Genomic DNA, 16,776 nt, shown 5'->3' with positions numbered 1-16,776 from the left:
ATAAAAAAAGAAGTACCACTCATTACGAGCAGTACTCCTTTCCAACTATCCAATTGGAGTATGTTTTACAGCCTGTTCTGTGCCTTCAACAGGAGCTTTTTCTTCCTGTTCAACCACTGGTTTTTTCGCCCAGTAAGTAGCAAGAATCGGTCCTGAAATATTATGCCAAACCGCTCCTAGTGCGCTTGGAATAGCAGCGATCGGACCAAAGTGTGCGGTAGCTAGGGTAACCCCAAGTCCTGAGTTTTGCATTCCTACTTCAAGTGCAATGGCCCGGCGTTTGCTTTCATCAAGTCCGCACAAACGGGCTGCAAAGTATCCCAGCAGTAAACCTGCACCGTTGTGAAGCATAACCGCAACAAAAACAAGCAATCCTGTTTGTGCAAGTCTTTCAGCATTGCCTGATACAACAGCTGAAACGATAATCATAATTGCCACAACAGAAATCAATGGCAGAACCCCAATGCTCTTTTCCACTGTCTTTGGGAAGACTTTTCGAATCAATAACCCTAATGCAATCGGTACAATAATGACTTGAACAATTGATAAGAACATTGCAGCTGCGTCAACTGGCATCCATTGCCCTGCTAATAATAATAAAATAAGCGGTGTAACAACAGGAGCCAGCAATGTTGAAAGTGACGTCATTGCAATTGATAACGGTACATTTCCTTTCGCTAAAAACACCATAACATTTGATGCTGTTCCGCCTGGTACAGAACCTAGAAGAACTAAGCCTGCTGCAAGTTCAGCTGGTAAGTTGAGTGCTGTTGCAATCAGGAAAGCCACTAGCGGCATAATTGTAAATTGTCCTACAAACCCGATTAATACAGGAAATGGATTGGTGGCAATGATCTTGAAGTCTACAGGCTTTAACGTTAATCCCATTCCAAACATTACTACACCTAAAAGAATTGTTACATAGCCTCCCAGCTGCTGGAATGGTGCTGGCACTAGAAAAGCAATAACCGCAATGACAATCACCCATACGGCAAAAAATTTACCTGCGATTGAGCTGATGGTTTCTAATAGTTTCATAATCATAACCCCTGTTCTTTTACTTTTAATTTTTTCTTAATTACAGTTATATCCCTCACCCATTAAATGGGTTTCTTACTTCTGAATAATCTCACCACATATAAAAATATCACTCATATGATACCGCCCCTTTAATATTTTAATATCCATTCTACTAAAGAATCTGAATAATTAAAACAGTAAATTTATTTTTTTGTCAGAAAATCTTCCAGTTTGCTTGCAATCTCGTAAATTTGTAATTCACTTTCTTTTCGCATATACAAAAAAGCCTGCTCGTAAAAATACGAACAGGCAATAAATTTATTTATTTTTTCTTTTCGTGAGTCTGCCAAGCAGGAATGCTCCTGCAGCCACACCAATAATTGTATTCGTTTTCTTTGTAAAGACCTGCTTTGCCACAAGATTTAAATTTTGCGGGCGTTCCGCTAATCTGCGCATAAAATAGCCATACCAATCATGTCCAAAAGGTACATATGTGCAGAAATTGTAACCCTCGCTGGCAAGCTCGAGCTGCATCTCTTTTCTAAAACCATATAGCATTTGGAATTCAAACTTGTCATTTGAAATCTGGTGTTCTTTAACAAATTGCTTTACATGATTAATTACTCGGTGATCATGTGTCGCGATTGATGTAAATTTGCCATTGAGCAGATGCCATTCAATCAGTTGAATATAATGTTTATCTATTTCTTCTTTTGTCTGGAAAGCAACATCTTCGGATTCTTTATAAGCTCCCTTAACGATGCGCAATCGGTAATTTTTATACTTTTCAATGTCATCATCTGCTCTGAAAAAATACGCTTGGATCACTGTGCCAAGATTATCGTATTCTTTTGAAAGTTCATCGAGCATATCGAATGAAGGCTGCAGTCTTTTGTAGTCTTCCATATCGATATTAATGAAGATGCCATATTGATAGGCCCGAGCTGCAATTTCTCTCAGGTTCTCTAAGCAAAAAGAGTAATCAATATCAAGGCCCAGCTGGGACGGCTTTAAAGAGATATGCGCATCTGCTTGATGTTCATGAATCGCTTCAATCACTTCAAGGATTTGATTTTTTGCTTCTGTAGCTTCACTTTTTTCAAATACAAATTCGCCAAGATTATCTACAGTACAAGAAATACCCTTCGCATTAAGCTCTTTAATACTCTTAATCGCTTCGGTTAAGTTAGTGCCTGCAACAACACTTTGAGCACCCAATTTTAACCCGTATTTTTTCGCCGTATTATTTAAGAATTGATTTTGGGAAAGGCCAATAAACACATCTTTTAACACCATAGCGATTACTCCTATTCATATAAATTTACAAAATAAATTATAGCATATTTTTTTAATTTAGCTTGTTTTTCGAATATTTCAACCATCATATTTATACAAAAGGCGACAAAATCAGACATACATTCTGCCACTCCTGATATATGCTATTTAATTTCTTGTTATAATGATTACATTCCCTATTATTAAATCGCAATAACAATTATTTTTTCTTTTACCTTGCATTACAAGATAATTAAAGTTACACTAATCAATATCATGCTTTACAAGGTATATAAACCACATAACCCTTGTATTACAAGTTAGTAAAGAAAGGAGGGAAATTTTTTGTCGTCAACTCAGATGCTTAAAGGAATTATTGATGGCTGTATCCTGGCCATTATTCATAATAAAGAAGTCTATGGCTACGAACTGGCCGAAAAGCTTGAAGAATATGGATTTCATTCTTTCAGTGAAGGAACCATTTATCCTTTGCTTATAAGGATGCAAAAAGAAGAGTTGGTTACTTCTACATTGAAGAAATCCACTGCTGGTCCACGAAGAAAATACTACTCACTTACTCCAAAAGGAGAACTGGAATTACAGAAGTTTATAGAGCGCTGGCATCAGCTGGAGAGCAGTGTCAATAGGGTACTGCATCAAGAATCAGACAATGGAAAATAAAACTAAAGGAGCTGAAAATGTTGAATAATGAATTCACCTTATCGAAAAAAAGCCAAAATTTCTTAGAAAATCTGCGGGTTTATTTATTTTCCAGCGGTAAAAATCCAAAAGAGATTGAGGAAATGATTGAAGAATTAGAAGTTCATCTTTATGAAGCAGAAAAAAAGGGGAAACCAATCGAGAAAATTGTTGGAAAGTCCCCAAAAGACTATATGCAGATGATTTCAAATGAAATGCCTATTGATATGAGAACGTGGTTCAAATATATATGTCTGATTGCTTTAGGTTCATTTTCCTTTAACATCATTCCAGATTTGCTGAAAGGAACACTCTCGTATTCTGTTTTAGAAATTGTCGGACATATCATGATTGCGATCATTTTTATTGCTTTAGTATTGATCGGATTTAAGGCCATCTCTACATTGGAACGCTCTCCTATAAAAAAAGGATTGATCTTTATGGGGATATCTATTGTTCCAATTGGACTATTTCTCGGCTTAATCTTTCTAAACAAAGCGATCGCCACTCCTGTCATCGATTTTGGCATACTTGGAAGTATCATTACCGGGACTATTCTGCTATTGTTTCTTATTGGGACCTCCCTCTGGGCTAAAACCTGGGTTATGGTGATTGTTCTGGCACTTATTACATTGCCTGACTACCTGCTGGAACAAACATCCTTGCAAGATGAGGCAAGACTGATCACAAGTACACTAATTACCTTTGGCGGCATTGCTATTTATCTTTTGATTTCTGCAAAATTAGAGAAAAATAAAGCAGTTTAATAGAAATCTGAACAAAAAAAGATTCAAGGCATCAACGCCTTGAATCTTTTCTATTTTATTATGAGACACTCGCACTATCTTCTTTTAACTTGCTTGTTTTCTGCGTTTTCTCTCTTGATTCTTTTTTCTCAGCAGCCGGATTTTTGGCAACTGCTTCTTTTTTATAGTCAGCTCTTATGACTTTAAAGATCGAGAAATTCATCAGCAAGAGAATAATCACAAACGGCAGAGCGGCAATAATTGAAGCTGTCTGCAATCCAGTCAGTCCGCTTGCAAGGAGAAGGATTAACGAAATTCCACTCATTAAAACTCCCCATATAATTCTTATTCTAATTGGAGGATTGAGTGAGCCCCCAGTCGACATACTGCTCAAAATGAATACCGCTGAGTCAGCAGAAGTAATCAGGAAAGTGAAGATTAACAGAAGAACAAATACGGAAACAATTTCTGTAAATGGCAAGCCTGCTAAAGTAGCAAATAAGGCACTTGTAATGTCATTGTTAACAGCAGCCGCGATTGTTCCGCCTTCAAATAAATCCATATGAAGTGCAGTTCCTCCGAAAACAGCAATCCACAATAAAGCTATAGCAGGGGGAGCGACCATGACACCTAGGATAAATTCACGAATCGTACGGCCTCTGGAAACACGTGCTACAAAAGCTCCGACAAACGGCGCCCAAGCAATCGCCCATGCCCAGTAAAACACAGTCCAATCATAGACCCATTCACCGCCGCTATAAGGACTTAATCTCAGACTATAGGAGATGAAGTTTGTAATATAATCGCCAATACCAACAATTAACGTATCCAAAATGAACACTGTTGGACCTGTCACAAATACAAACAACATAAACACTAAAGCTGCACCCAGGTTGAAGTTACTTAGCCAGCGAATTCCTTTATCCAATCCTGTTGTAGCAGACAACAGATATAAGCCAGTTAGAATGGCCATAATGATAATCAGCGTCCATGGGGATTCTGCAAGCCCAAATGTGGACGTAACTCCTCCATTAATTTGCATGACACCTAACCCGATTGAAGTCGCTACACCTAGTACTGTTGCTACGATCGCCAAAATATCAACGAGTCTCTTTGTTGGCTTTTCATGTTTTCCTTTTCCGATGATCGGAGAAAGAGTCGTCGACACCATTCCATCTTTGCCCTTTTTAAATTGGAAGTATGCCATTGCAAGACCCACTATCCCAAAGACGGTCCATTGGCTAATTCCATAGTGAAAAAAAGAGTAACCCATGGCGATTCTTCCTGCCTCTGTAGATTGCGCCTCTACATCTGAAAATGGCGGTGCAAAGAAATGCGACATAGGTTCACCGATTCCGTAGAAAACAAGAGCGACACCAAAACCGGCTGAAAAAAGCATACCGATCCATGTAAACAGCGGATATTTCGGTCTTTCATTTTTGCCTCCCAATCGAATCGATCCATATTTACTGAAAATTAAGTAAATTAAAAAGACCGCAAAAATGAATATCGCGCCTAAATAAAGCCAGCCAAAGTTGTGCGTAGTAAATTGGAGCGCTGTGTTGGCAACTTCTGCAAAAGCCGTTGGCATGAAAGCGCCCGCCAATACTAAACCTGCAATAATGACCGCCGATGCATAAAATACTATATTTAATTTTTTCTTTTGAGAATTCATTGATTCTTCCTTTCAGATCGTTTTAGTACGAAGGGAAAGAACATTTGGTTTTTGAATATAAAAGAAGTTAATTGCGAAGTGAATCGAAGCGAATAAAACTAGAGTTTAGTGCAAGAATAAATTTCGCCGTAAAGAATTAATTTTCATATCCTCATAATCTCGTTGTGCACTGCATTCTTTATCTGTATAGGACAGATCCCCTTCTTCAGTACACTATTACGAATATAGGAAAAATAATTCCATTTCCAATTGTTGTGCTGTCCTCCTCCTTTCTTATATATGAACTTATCATAACTAAAATACAATATCAACCGCTGCTGCTCCCATAGAAAAACAGCAGAGTGCGGTTTCTCCTTATAACCACAAGGATCATCCATACTTCTCTTTTCCCTAAATTTATATAGAGTAAACCTCTATTTCAGTAAAATCTTCATAGATGACCAGAATAATATTCCTCGCCAAAAAGCAATGGCTGGCAAAAAGCCAGCCACATTTATCAATAATAATAATATGGCGGATAAAACGGTCGATATCCAGGATAACCGCCATATCCGAATCCAGGTGTAAGAAGTGCTCCTGCTGCCAAACCTCCAACAAAACCGCCTAAAAACGGTACGCCAAAACCATAACCGAACGGTCTTCTGCCAAATCCTCCATAACCAAATCCATAAGGTCTTCTTCCATACATATTAATAGGCTCCCCCCTATAATAATTAATTGGCTTAGCCGGATCATGATCGCGCCTTACTTCCACCAGGCTGACATTTATTTTTAGCCTTCATGCTTTTTCATTATTTAAAATGTGGAAGAAACGAAACAATCCTAATACAATTGCACAGCCAATTTATAAGATAAAATATGCTGGACATTCGTATATGTTTGAGGCAGTTGCCTATATTTGTTAAAAAAGAGGGCTATTGCTGATTTTTATGTTGGATTGCTTCTAAAGCAATTAACTCTGTTTGATTTCCTCAACTAAGGGTTTCGATGCACTGTGTCGAACATATAGATACATGTATTTTCAAATCGACAGTATTCCCTAGGAAATAATGGGATCAAACAATGTTTTCATAATTTCTTAGAATATATGACAAATGAAGAAAAGACTGTACAAATCATTAATGTGCTCAAAATATGCAGAAGCTGTAATGCGCTGAGGTTAACCCAGCCTAGCTGAATTCCTATTTGAAACAATATCAGGTACAGCATAAACGCTATAAAAGAAGCAAACATCCCCTTCTGCTTGATTAATTTCACCCGCTCATCATTTTCTTTAAATTGCGGAAATAAGTAGCTGAGACAATAGGACATGTAAGCCATGGCAAGAACAATATAGGTCATGGATACTGGAGCTGAGTCTGCCATGATTCCTGCGTATCCTACAAATCCCCCCATTAGCGTAAATAGAATCCCCATGACTAAGAAAGTTCTTCGTGATCCCATCATCCTTCCTCCTTTTTTCCTTCATAAATAAATACATGTTCAATCGTTGTTTCAAATGTTTTTGCTAGTTCAAAAGCCAGCGGCAGCGAAGGAAAGTATTTTCCTTTTTCAATTGAAATGATAGTTTGCCGCGACACTCCAAGCTTGGCTGCAAGACGCTCTTGCGAATATCCAAACATTTTCCGTAACTCAGGCAATCGATTTTTCACTTCATCACCTCTCATATTTTCACATTAACGTAAAAGAAACTTTACGTCAGGTTTACTTCACATCTCTTTTTGAAGATCATACAAAAAAACGGCAAGAGCTTTTAAAAGCTCTTGCCGTTTTTTATGTTTTTCTAACCTATATTTATCTTCCCAGCCAGCCGCCATCCACGACTAATACATGGCCATTGACATATTCAGAAGCCTTGGAGGATAAAAAGACTGCGGCTCCAGCCAGGTCATCTGCTTCTCCCCATCGACCTGCCGGAATTCTTTCTAAAATCGATTTATTGCGCTGCTCATCGTTTCTGATGGCTTCTGTGTTGTTCGTTTCAATATATCCAGGAGCAATTGCATTTACCTGAACGCCTTTGCCAGCCCACTCGTTGGCTAAAGCCTTTGTCAATCCAACTACTGCATGCTTGCTTGCCGTATAAGCTGGTACAAATATACCTCCCTGGAAGGATAAAAGGGATGCAATATTAATGATTTTACCTGATCCTCTTTCCACCATTCCTCTCCCAATTTCCTGAGACAATACGAAAATGGAGTTCACGTTAACATCAATGACACGCATCCATTCTTGCTCATTAAAATCTACTGCTGGTTCACGATAAATAACACCCGCATTGTTAACTAAAATATCAATCTCATGCTTTTCAATGATTGGTTTAAGTTTTTCACGAATTGTGTCGACCTTGCTTAGATCGATTAAGATGGTATCGTACGTCCCGCCAATTTCCTCAATCTTCGTTTGTGTTTCCTGTAAATTATCACGATGGCCCAAAAGAAGGACATGTGCACCAGCAGCTGCCAAACCAATTGAAATTGCTTGGCCAATTCCCGTCCTTGCTCCTGTAACTAATGCCGTTTTCCCTTTTAGTGAAAAGTAATCCAATTGAAATGTCATGTGTATCCTCCGTTCGTTTAGTACAGATCTATTTTTCATTTCACCATTCTATTTAATATATAGTTTACAATTTTATGTTTAAACAAGTACTAAAGGTCTTTCTATCCTATAACCTATTCTTTCTTAACGCCCTAACCAGCCGCCATCAACCGCCAGTGTATAGCCGTGAATATAGTCAGAGGCATCAGATGCTAAAAAGATTGCAACACCTTGCATATCCTGGCCATTGCCCCATCTTTGTGCGGGGATTCTCTCAAGAATTTGCCTGCTTCTTGTTGGATCTTCGATTAGCGCTGTATTCATTTCTGTCGCCATATAGCCTGGTGCGATGCAATTTACGTTTACTCCTTTGCCGGCCCATTCATTCGCTAATGATTTCGTGAATTGCATGACCGCTCCTTTGCTCGCTGCATAGGCTGGAACGGTTAAACCGCCTTGAAAGGATAGGAGCGAAGCAATGTTGATGATCTTCCCTTTTCCTCTTTCAAGCATATGTTTTCCGACAGTCTGACAAAGATAAAATACGGCGTTTGCATTAATATCCATCACAAAATCCCAATCTTCTTTCGGAAATTCCGCAGCAGGATGACGTTTTTGAACTCCTGCATTATTCACTAAAATATCAATTTTGCCCATTTGATCTATCACTTGATCCACTAGTGAACCGTAGCCATCCACATCCCGAATATCATAATTGATGCCGATCGCTTTAACTCCTTGATTTCGGATTTCTTCCAGTACCTCTTCTGTGACATTTCTCGCTACCACTGCAACATCAGCTCCAGCACTGGCAAGACCTAAAGCCATTTCCTTTCCAAGACCGCGATTACCGCCCGTTACTATCGCTACTTTTCCAGTTAGATCAAATAAGTTATTCATGTTTTTATTCCTTTCTAAAGGACAAATATTTTTCTTAAAAAGAATACATAACCTTCACAGCATTTGTTCCTGTTGTCAGCAGTTCAAAGCCTTTTTCTGCTTCTTCAGGAGGAAGCACATGTGTAATCATTTTTTCAAAGCTGCTTTGTGAGTTTAATAGGTCAATCGCAATCTCAAAGTCTCTTGGTGTGTAAACACGCACAAATTGAATGGAGAGCTCCTTAAACATTCCTTGAAGAAGGTTGACTGGAGCCGGCTTTTTATAAGCTGCGACAATGATTATATTTCCTCTGACCTTTACAAGCTCGGTCAGCTGAGTTAATACCGATGGATGGCCTGCACAATCAAAAACAAAATCGGCACCTAAGCCGTTCGTATACTCTAAAACCACGCTGTGAACATCCTCAGTCAGCGGATTTACCGCAACAAAACCAAGCTCTTTCGCCATGGCAAGACGGTGTTCATTTGTTTCAGCCACAATGATATCTGTTGCACCCAAGCTTCTTAAAACGAGTGCTACACATAAGCCAATCGTGCCTGCACCAAAAACAACGACCCGATCTCCCGGCACATAACCGCCCTGACGGACCGCATGAACTGCAACCGCAACCGGCTCTGCCAATGCTCCTGCCTCTAAATTCATCTCCTCCGGCAGAGCAATAATGCTTTCGACGGGTGCTGCAACATATTCTGCCATCCCGCCGTCACAATCAATGCCAATCAGTTTTAGAGACTCACAAACATGAGACTGTCCTGATACACAAGGTCCGCATGTGCCGCAGCTTAATAATGGGTTTACTGTTACTTTTGCTCCTTCTTTTAGTGTTGGATGTCCTTCAAGCACCGTACCGGAAAATTCATGCCCAATGATTAAAGGCGCAGCAGCGCGAGGATGTGTTCCTGCATAGATATTTAGATCTGTTCCGCATATCCCAACATGGGAAGTTTTAATGAGTGCCCACCCTTCTGGCAGTTTAGGCATCTCTGCTTCTTTGAAGGCAACATGTTCCGCACCCTCATAAAAAATGGCTTTCATGACCAATCCCTCCATTACATAAAAAAACATATTTAGCATCATTCTAGCTGTTTCTCAAACTCTCATTATAAAAACAGGTACAGTCCCGTTTCCACGCTACATGTACCTGTCCACTTTTTATTAATTTCCTGTTAAGTTAAATAGCTCTGGTATAAATAGTGATAGCTCTGGGATGTACGTAATAAGAAATAATACCAAGACAGTCACTAGGAAGAATGGCAATAACGGTTTTATTACACTCTCAATTCGCAGTCCAGCTACCTTGGTACCTACAAATAATACTGGTCCAACAGGCGGTGTAATGGTTCCAATTGATAAGTTGAATACGATCATGATCCCAAAATGAACTGGATCAATTCCGAAGCTTGTTGCAATTGGTAAGAAGATAGGCGTAAAAATTAATACCGCCGGTGTCGGATCCATGAACGTACCAACGATTAAAAGCACTATGTTCATAATCAGAAGTATAACAAACATGTTATCTGAAATACTTAGCAATGTATCCGCTATAATGCCCGGAATATTCGTAAATGCCATTACCCATGACATAATAGAAGAAACACCGATTAAGAAAATAACAATAGAAGTTGTTTTAGCTGAATCTAGTAGAATACCAGGCAAATCTTTAATTTTAATCGTTCTGTAAATGAAAGAAAGCAGCAGGGAATAAACAACGGCAATGGCAGAACCTTCTGTTGCCGTAAACACGCCTCCAATAATCCCTCCAATAACAATCACAATTAACAAAAGACTTGGAATGGCATCTAAAAATACTTTTAACGCGATGGCAAAGCTGACTTTGTCATCACTTTTATAGCCATACTTTTTCGCTAATAAGAACGCAACAAGCATACAGCCTAATCCCCAGAGAATTCCTGGAATGTACCCAGCCATAAACAGGGCAGCGATTGACGTTCCGCCGCTAACAAGAGAATAGACAATCAGCGTATTACTTGGCGGAATCAGCATTCCTGTTGGAGCGGATGCAATGTTTACAGCCGCACTAAATTCCTGATTGTAGCCCTCTTTTTTTTGCAGTGGGCCCATCGTTCCTCCAACTGCTGCTGCTGCTGCAACTGCCGAACCGCTGATGGATCCGAACATCATATTAGCAACAATATTGGTATGTGCTAAAGAACCCGGCAAACGGCCGCTCAGTACTTTAGCACAATTGACCAGTCTCATTGCAATCCCGCCGTTGTTCATGATTACTCCGGCAAGAATAAAAAACGGAATAGCAAGCAGCGTAAACGAGTTCATTCCGGTAAACATCCGCTGTGCCGAGGTCAAAAGACCATTATTAAAGTCCACGATGGAGAACATCGCCAAAGCGGATGCTACTCCTACACTGATACTGATTGGTGCACCAATAATTAATAAGAATGCCACGCCAGCAAATAGTATCAGTGCCGCTTGAACAGCAATATCCATATTATCTACGTCCTTTCAGCCTAACTATTGCTCTAGTGGTTTCTTATTTTTAATGATGAGGTACATATTATAGATACAGTAAAAGATAATAAATACTCCGCTAAGCGGAATGGCTGAGTATAAATAGCCTACGGGAATCTGAAGCGCACCAGATAGCTGTGTCCATGCAAGACTTGTTGCTGCAAATCCACCTTGGACAAGTATAAGAGCGGCAAAGAGAATAACTACGAGCTCAATAAACAGTTCAACTCCCATTTTGATCCCGCTTGGAAATTTATCCTTAATAAATTCAATGGCCATATGCCCTCTTTCACCGAATACATAAGCAGCCCCAAACAAGACAAGCCAAACGAAGCAGTATTTTGCTAATTCTTCAGAGATCACACTCGGATTATCAAAGATAAACCGAGTGATAACTTGCCATGTTACCAGTAAAACAAGGAAAGCGAATAGAATGATACATATACTGCCCAGTATTTTATCTAAAATTGTTTTTATGAGTTTCATACAATCACTCCAGCTCTTATTCAGCTACTTCTCTAACTTTTTCATATAAAGCTTTTGCGCTGTCTGAGCTTAACTTTTCATCAATGACCGGCTGAACGGCATCTTGGAAAACTTTAATATCTAATTCGTTAAATTCAGCACCTGCTTCTTCAGCAGCTTTTTTCGCAGCTTCTACATCTGCATCCCAAAGCTCAACTTCACGATCAACTGCTTTTGCCAATTCTTCTTTGAAGATGTTTTGATGCTCTTCAGACATACCTTTTAATAAATTTGTGTTGATGAGCAGGTAATCAGGAATCATTAAATGCTGTGTATACGAATAGTATGGTGCGATTTCCACATGCTTCAGATTAGAGTAGATTAGCTCATTGTTTTCTCCTCCATCAATAACACCTGATTGAATCGCTGTGTAGACCTCACCTTGACCCATTGGTGTTCCTGTTCCACCCATGTTTTCCATCATCTTAATGTTTGTATCACTTTCGATAATACGAATCTTCATTCCAGCTAAATCCTCTGGTGTATTAATAGGTTTTTCACTGTTATAAACATTGCGGACACCGCCATGGAATCCAGCTGCAACAGTCATGCCTTGATCTTCAACTGACGTATATAAGTCTCCTACAATATCCTGATTATTTAATACGGACATTTGGTGATCCTTTGAATCAAATACGTATGGCAAGTTGAATACAACAAATTCTTCATTGAAGTTTTCCATTAAGCTTCCTGCAACAATAGACATTCCAATTGTCCCGGATTGAACAAGCTCCATTGTTTCACGCTGTGCACCTAAAAGTTCATTTGGATACAATTTGATTTCATATGCACCATCCGTTAATTCTTTAAATTTTTCACCGAACTCTTCCATTGCTTTGTACTGCGGATGGTTTTCAGGCTGGTTGAAAGCTACTTTAATTTCCTGAGCTGATCCGCTTCCGCCTGATCCTCCATCTGATGTATCACCAGAAGAACTAGATCCGCCGCAAGCAGCTAACATTGTTACAAAGAAAACGGTTACAACTATAGCAAAAGTTTTAAAAGTCTTTTTCATTTACTCCACTCCTACTCTTTTATAAGGTTATGAATCTCATTTATTGGGTAGTGCACAGGTTCGCCTTTCAAGAAACGCACAGCTTCCTCTGCTACTTTTCGTTTTAATTCCAATGCGGCCTGTTCAGAGTACCAAGCCATATGCGGTGTACATAAGAAATGATCGTGTTTGAATAATGGAGAGTCTGCAGACAGCGGTTCTTTTTCCGCTACATCAACAGCAGCACCGGCTATCCACCCTTCTTCAAGTGCTGTATCAAGGGCAGCCTCGTTCACGATTCCTCCGCGCGAAACATTCACCAGATAAGCTGTATTTTTCATCCGTTTAAGCTGTTCTTCATCTAACAAGTTATATGCAGATTCAAGCGGGCAGTGGATGGAAACAACATCAGATTGCTCAAGCAATTCATCTAATTCCACAAGCTCCATTCCATCTGGCAGTTTTCTAGATTGATTGTTTTTATATTTGGAATCGCATACAATAACGCGGCAGCCAAGAGCCTGCACTTTTTGTGCAAAAGAAGTGCCAATTCTGCCTAACCCGATAACGCCAACAGTTTGTTCACTATGGCGGTAGATCGGAATGCTCTTTTGGTAATCCCAAACGCCGCTCCTTACTAGCTGATTCATGTGCGATATTTTTCGGGTAAGAGCAAGCATCAGCGCCAATGCATGATCGGCAACCTCATTCGTGCCGTAATCAGGAACATTACACACTTGAACTCCGTATTTATCTGCTGCTTCCAAATCCACATTATTCACTCCAACACCATAGCGGACAACCAGCTTCAAATCAGGCAAATTCGCCATAACTTTTTCGGTAATAGGAGCGTATTGATTGAGAAAAACAGAAGCTCCCCGGCAATTAGCAATGACATCATCTTCTGTTTTACAGTCCAAGTGTTCAAAAGTGAATGATTCATTTCGAAAAATATTTGTTTCTATATCAATATTTTCATGGTCGCAATCTGTAATGATAATTCTGGGCTTTGTCATGGCAGCCTCCTTCAAGCGTTAAAAGTAGATTCGAAGGATTGCGCTACTAACGCAAATCCTTCATTGCTACATGATCCATATCATCGAAATCCTGATTTTCTCCGCACATTCCCCAGATAAAGGTATAATTGCGCGTCCCGATTCCAGAGTGAATTGACCAGCTCGGTGATAGTACAGCTTGCTCATTGCTCATTACAATATGTCTTGTTTCATGCGGCTGTCCCATTAAGTGAAAGACACGTGTGTCTTCTTCCATATTAAAGTAGAAATAGACTTCCATTCTTCGTTCATGCGTATGAGCAGGCATTGTATTCCAGCCGCTTCCTTCTTCAAGAACCGTCATCCCCATGCTCAACTGGCAGGAATCCAGCACATCCGGGTGAATAAACTGATGAATCGTTCTTTTATTCATCGCCGCATCTTCTCCAAGCGGGCGTGCGATTGCTTTCTCTAAATCTACTTTTACGGTTGGATATGTTTTATGAGCAGGACATGAATTGATATAGAACTTAGCAGGCTGATTTGCCTCATTTGATTTAAATACAACCTCTTTTGTTCCTCTGCCAATGTAAATTCCTTCTCTGTTATTGATCTCATATTCTTCTCCGTCGAGAACGATTACTCCGTCTCCGCCAATATTGATAACGCCCATTTCACGTCGCTCAAGGAAATATTCTGCTGCCAGTTCTTTACCAGCATCTAACGTCAACGCTTTCTCGACAGGCATTGCTCCCCCATAGATAATGCGATCCACATGGCTGTATGCTAACTCAACTTCGTTCTCTTTGAATACAGTTTCCATTAGAAATTCATTACGTAGTTTTTCAGTTGTATAGTTTTTGACATCATCCGGATGGTGTGCATAATGAATTTTCATTTTAAAAATTCCCCCTCTGTAATACTAAATCGTTTGGAAAGCGATATCATTTCTCCGCGTCCTTCGTTAACCTTTTTACTAACAATTCCTCTTTGTTCCACATTATAGAATCATGTTCTATAATTTTTATTATAAATGATATCTGATGAATTTCAATAAGAAATTTTCTTTTAAGTCAAAAAAATGAAAGGGGATACATAAAATTTTTCCATAGTTTACAAACCAATTTGATTTTACTATGATAAATGTGTCAACGTGCCGTGAATAATAAATAATAAAAGTTATCTAGATATGATCATTGATCAGTCTTCGTTCGTTAACGATGGAGGGAAATTATGGCGAATGTACAATCATTGGAACGTGCTCTTACCTTGCTGAATGTTCTATCCGAATATCCAAACGGGATTCAAATTACACGTCTATCAGAACAGGTCGGACTATCAAAAAGTACTGTTCACCGACTTCTATCCACACTGATAGATATGAATTATGTAAGTAAAGATGTTGAAACAGATAAGTATAAAATTGGGTTCCAGATCATTTATATTTCAAGAAATGTATTGAATAATATTGATTTGATCCCTATTTCAAAGCCTTTTCTTAAAAAACTTTCTTCTGAAGTGAATGAAACGATTCACTTATGCATGGAGGATAAAGGTGAAGTTGTCTATATTGACAAAATCGAGAGCAATCAAACGATCCGCATGTATTCAAGAATTGGGAGCAGAGCCCCTATGTATTGTACAGGCGTGGGAAAGGTCTTGCTTTCAGGTAAAGATGAAGAGCAATTCGAGGAGATTGCAGCAAAGACTGATTTTATCACCCGTACAGAGAATACGATCCGCTCACGCGATGAATTAAAACGTGAAGTAGAAACCATTCGAGCTCAAGGGTATGCACTAGATAATATCGAAAATGAAGAAGGCATACGCTGCATTGCTGCTCCAATTTATGATTATACTGGTAAAATTATTGCCAGCTTTAGTATATCCGGACCAAGCAGCCGAATTACGATGGAACGAATAGACGATGAGCTCCAAAACAAAATTCAGGAAACATCAAGGAATATTTCTAAGCAGCTCGGTTACCGAATTTAAAATAATTGCTTGATCATTTCTTGATAATAAAAAACATCTCCTTTCACCGAGTGATTGGAGATGTTTTGTTATTTTGGAATAGTTGTTTTATGTTGTGAAGTTTCCATCATAGCTCAGCATAACAGACTTCATAGGTGACTTCGAAGTCATAACCTGGCATGATGGTACCAATTTTGAGATTCAGATAATAGACTTTTTGCGGTTGTTGCAGTCATTTATGCGACACTATTTTCCAGATGCTGGACTTTGCGGGGGTATTTCTGCCATTTTCACGACACTCTTTTCCAGTTACTGGACTTTCCGGGGGTGTTTCTGCCATTTTCACGACACTGTTTTCCAGATGCTAGACTTTTCGGGGGTGTTTCTTCCGTTTTCACGACACTCTTTTCCAGTTACTGGACTTTTCGGGTTTGGTTCTTCCGTTTTTACGACACTGTTTTCCAGTTACAGGACTTTTCGGGGTTGTTTCTGCCATTTTCACGACACTCTTTTCCAGTTACTAGACTTTTCAGGTTCGTTTCTGCCATTTTCACGACACTGTTTTCCAGTTACAGGACTTTTCGGGGTTGTTTCTGCCATTTTCACGACACTCTTTTCCAGATACTGGACTTTTCGGGTTCGTTTCTGCCATTTTCACGACACTCTTTTCCAGATAATGGACTTTCCGGGGGTGTTTCTGCCATTTTCACGACACTCTTTTCCAGTTACTGGACTTTTCGGGGTTGTTTCTTCCGTTTTCACGACAATATTTTCCAATTACTGGACTTTTCGGGTCCGTTTCTTCCGTTTTCACGACAATATTTTCCAATTGCTGGACTCTCCGCGCTTGTTACCACCATTTACACGTCACCTTTTTCCAGTTACTGAACTCCAGCACCTCGTTTCCACCATTTACACGACACCGTTTCCCAGTTATTAAACGTTCA

At 39.4% G+C, this 16,776-nt stretch carries 17 protein-coding genes; 3 read left to right on the top strand and 14 right to left on the bottom strand.

All coding sequences use genetic code 11. The features are described 5' to 3' along the window. Positions 1-45 precede the first annotated feature (45 nt). Complete coding sequence (locus F7732_RS15170; RefSeq protein WP_151574854.1) at positions 46-1,038, bottom strand: bile acid:sodium symporter family protein; 993 nt, start codon at positions 1,036-1,038, stop codon at positions 46-48. 300 nt (positions 1,039-1,338) lie between these two features. Next, complete coding sequence (locus tag F7732_RS15165; protein WP_151574853.1) at positions 1,339-2,316, bottom strand: proline dehydrogenase family protein; 978 nt, start codon at positions 2,314-2,316, stop codon at positions 1,339-1,341. Positions 2,317-2,655: 339 nt separating this feature from the next. Here F7732_RS15165 and F7732_RS15160 point away from each other — a divergent pair, with 339 nt between their 5' ends. Together F7732_RS15160 and F7732_RS15155 are read left to right on the top strand one after the other, a co-directional pair. Next, entirely contained in the window at positions 2,656-2,976 is a 321-nt protein-coding gene (locus F7732_RS15160; protein ID WP_151574903.1) for a PadR family transcriptional regulator, read from the top strand. A 20-nt stretch (positions 2,977-2,996) separates the two neighbouring features. Next, positions 2,997-3,761 carry an HAAS domain-containing protein gene (locus tag F7732_RS15155; protein ID WP_151574852.1) on the top strand — a complete coding sequence of 255 codons (765 nt, stop codon included), beginning with the start codon at positions 2,997-2,999 and terminating at the stop codon, positions 3,759-3,761. 58 nt (positions 3,762-3,819) lie between these two features. Here the strand turns inward: F7732_RS15155 and F7732_RS15150 are convergent, their stop codons facing one another. From F7732_RS15150 to kduI, 12 genes are all read right to left on the bottom strand, one after another. Next, positions 3,820-5,415, bottom strand: coding sequence for a BCCT family transporter (locus F7732_RS15150; protein WP_151574851.1), 1,596 nt, complete (start codon positions 5,413-5,415; stop codon positions 3,820-3,822). 496 nt (positions 5,416-5,911) lie between these two features. Beyond that, positions 5,912-6,103, bottom strand: a complete 192-nt coding sequence (locus tag F7732_RS15145) for a spore coat protein (protein WP_151574850.1) — start codon at positions 6,101-6,103, stop codon at positions 5,912-5,914. Between the two features lie 380 nt (positions 6,104-6,483). Continuing rightward, a complete protein-coding gene (locus F7732_RS15140; RefSeq protein ID WP_151574849.1) occupies positions 6,484-6,861 on the bottom strand; it encodes a permease in 378 nt (125 codons plus the stop codon). Beyond that, entirely contained in the window at positions 6,858-7,067 is a 210-nt protein-coding gene (locus F7732_RS15135; RefSeq protein WP_151574848.1) for a helix-turn-helix transcriptional regulator, read from the bottom strand. Before F7732_RS15135 ends, F7732_RS15140 begins: the two co-directional genes overlap by 4 nt. Before the next feature lie 142 nt (positions 7,068-7,209). Beyond that, entirely contained in the window at positions 7,210-7,974 is a 765-nt protein-coding gene (kduD, locus tag F7732_RS15130; protein WP_066449304.1) for a 2-dehydro-3-deoxy-D-gluconate 5-dehydrogenase KduD, read from the bottom strand. A 123-nt stretch (positions 7,975-8,097) separates the two neighbouring features. After that, positions 8,098-8,853 carry a 2-dehydro-3-deoxy-D-gluconate 5-dehydrogenase KduD gene (gene kduD, locus F7732_RS15125; RefSeq protein ID WP_151574847.1) on the bottom strand — a complete coding sequence of 252 codons (756 nt, stop codon included), beginning with the start codon at positions 8,851-8,853 and terminating at the stop codon, positions 8,098-8,100. Between the two features lie 34 nt (positions 8,854-8,887). Further along, on the bottom strand, positions 8,888-9,889 hold the full coding sequence (locus F7732_RS15120; RefSeq protein WP_151574846.1) for a zinc-dependent alcohol dehydrogenase: 1,002 nt from the start codon (positions 9,887-9,889) through the stop codon (positions 8,888-8,890). Between the two features lie 120 nt (positions 9,890-10,009). After that, positions 10,010-11,314: a TRAP transporter large permease gene (locus tag F7732_RS15115; protein WP_420837697.1), complete on the bottom strand. Its 1,305-nt coding sequence runs from the start codon at positions 11,312-11,314 to the stop codon at positions 10,010-10,012. Positions 11,315-11,344: 30 nt separating this feature from the next. Further along, positions 11,345-11,827 (bottom strand): TRAP transporter small permease, encoded by a 483-nt coding sequence (locus F7732_RS15110; RefSeq protein WP_151574844.1) that lies wholly within the window; start codon positions 11,825-11,827, stop codon positions 11,345-11,347. 16 nt (positions 11,828-11,843) lie between these two features. Further along, positions 11,844-12,881, bottom strand: coding sequence for a TRAP transporter substrate-binding protein (locus F7732_RS15105; RefSeq protein ID WP_151574843.1), 1,038 nt, complete (start codon positions 12,879-12,881; stop codon positions 11,844-11,846). Between the two features lie 11 nt (positions 12,882-12,892). Continuing rightward, positions 12,893-13,876 carry a C-terminal binding protein gene (locus F7732_RS15100; protein WP_151574842.1) on the bottom strand — a complete coding sequence of 328 codons (984 nt, stop codon included), beginning with the start codon at positions 13,874-13,876 and terminating at the stop codon, positions 12,893-12,895. 46 nt (positions 13,877-13,922) lie between these two features. Further along, positions 13,923-14,753, bottom strand: a complete 831-nt coding sequence (gene kduI, locus F7732_RS15095; protein WP_151574841.1) for a 5-dehydro-4-deoxy-D-glucuronate isomerase — start codon at positions 14,751-14,753, stop codon at positions 13,923-13,925. A gap of 335 nt (positions 14,754-15,088) precedes the next feature. On the opposite strand from kduI, the gene F7732_RS15090 reads away from it, so the two are divergent. Then, positions 15,089-15,850, top strand: coding sequence for an IclR family transcriptional regulator (locus F7732_RS15090; protein WP_151574840.1), 762 nt, complete (start codon positions 15,089-15,091; stop codon positions 15,848-15,850). The last annotated feature ends 926 nt before the right edge of the window (positions 15,851-16,776 follow it).

It is taken from the genome of Bacillus mesophilum (assembly GCF_008923265.1).
In the GTDB taxonomy this organism is placed as follows: domain Bacteria; phylum Bacillota; class Bacilli; order Bacillales; family Cytobacillaceae; genus Cytobacillus; species Cytobacillus mesophilum.
The sequence above is the reverse complement of the archived record's forward strand: the minus strand, read 5'-3'. Positions and strand labels throughout refer to the sequence as shown.

Bases quoted from the DNA above. Each gene is read 5' to 3' on its own strand.
- F7732_RS15170 (WP_151574854.1), bottom strand. From the start codon at position 1,038: ATGAAACTATTAGAAACCATCAGCTCAATCGCAGGTAAATTTTTTGCC.
- F7732_RS15165 (WP_151574853.1), bottom strand. From the start codon at position 2,316: ATGGTGTTAAAAGATGTGTTTATTGGCCTTTCCCAAAATCAATTCTTA.
- F7732_RS15160 (WP_151574903.1), top strand. From the start codon at position 2,656: ATGCTTAAAGGAATTATTGATGGCTGTATCCTGGCCATTATTCATAAT.
- F7732_RS15150 (WP_151574851.1), bottom strand. From the start codon at position 5,415: ATGAATTCTCAAAAGAAAAAATTAAATATAGTATTTTATGCATCGGCG.
- F7732_RS15145 (WP_151574850.1), bottom strand. From the start codon at position 6,103: ATGTATGGAAGAAGACCTTATGGATTTGGTTATGGAGGATTTGGCAGA.
- F7732_RS15140 (WP_151574849.1), bottom strand. From the start codon at position 6,861: ATGATGGGATCACGAAGAACTTTCTTAGTCATGGGGATTCTATTTACG.
- kduD (WP_066449304.1), bottom strand. From the start codon at position 7,974: ATGACATTTCAATTGGATTACTTTTCACTAAAAGGGAAAACGGCATTA.
- kduD (WP_151574847.1), bottom strand. From the start codon at position 8,853: ATGAATAACTTATTTGATCTAACTGGAAAAGTAGCGATAGTAACGGGC.
- F7732_RS15120 (WP_151574846.1), bottom strand. From the start codon at position 9,889: ATGAAAGCCATTTTTTATGAGGGTGCGGAACATGTTGCCTTCAAAGAA.
- F7732_RS15110 (WP_151574844.1), bottom strand. From the start codon at position 11,827: ATGAAACTCATAAAAACAATTTTAGATAAAATACTGGGCAGTATATGT.
- F7732_RS15105 (WP_151574843.1), bottom strand. From the start codon at position 12,881: ATGAAAAAGACTTTTAAAACTTTTGCTATAGTTGTAACCGTTTTCTTT.
- F7732_RS15100 (WP_151574842.1), bottom strand. From the start codon at position 13,876: ATGACAAAGCCCAGAATTATCATTACAGATTGCGACCATGAAAATATT.
- kduI (WP_151574841.1), bottom strand. From the start codon at position 14,753: ATGAAAATTCATTATGCACACCATCCGGATGATGTCAAAAACTATACA.
- F7732_RS15090 (WP_151574840.1), top strand. From the start codon at position 15,089: ATGGCGAATGTACAATCATTGGAACGTGCTCTTACCTTGCTGAATGTT.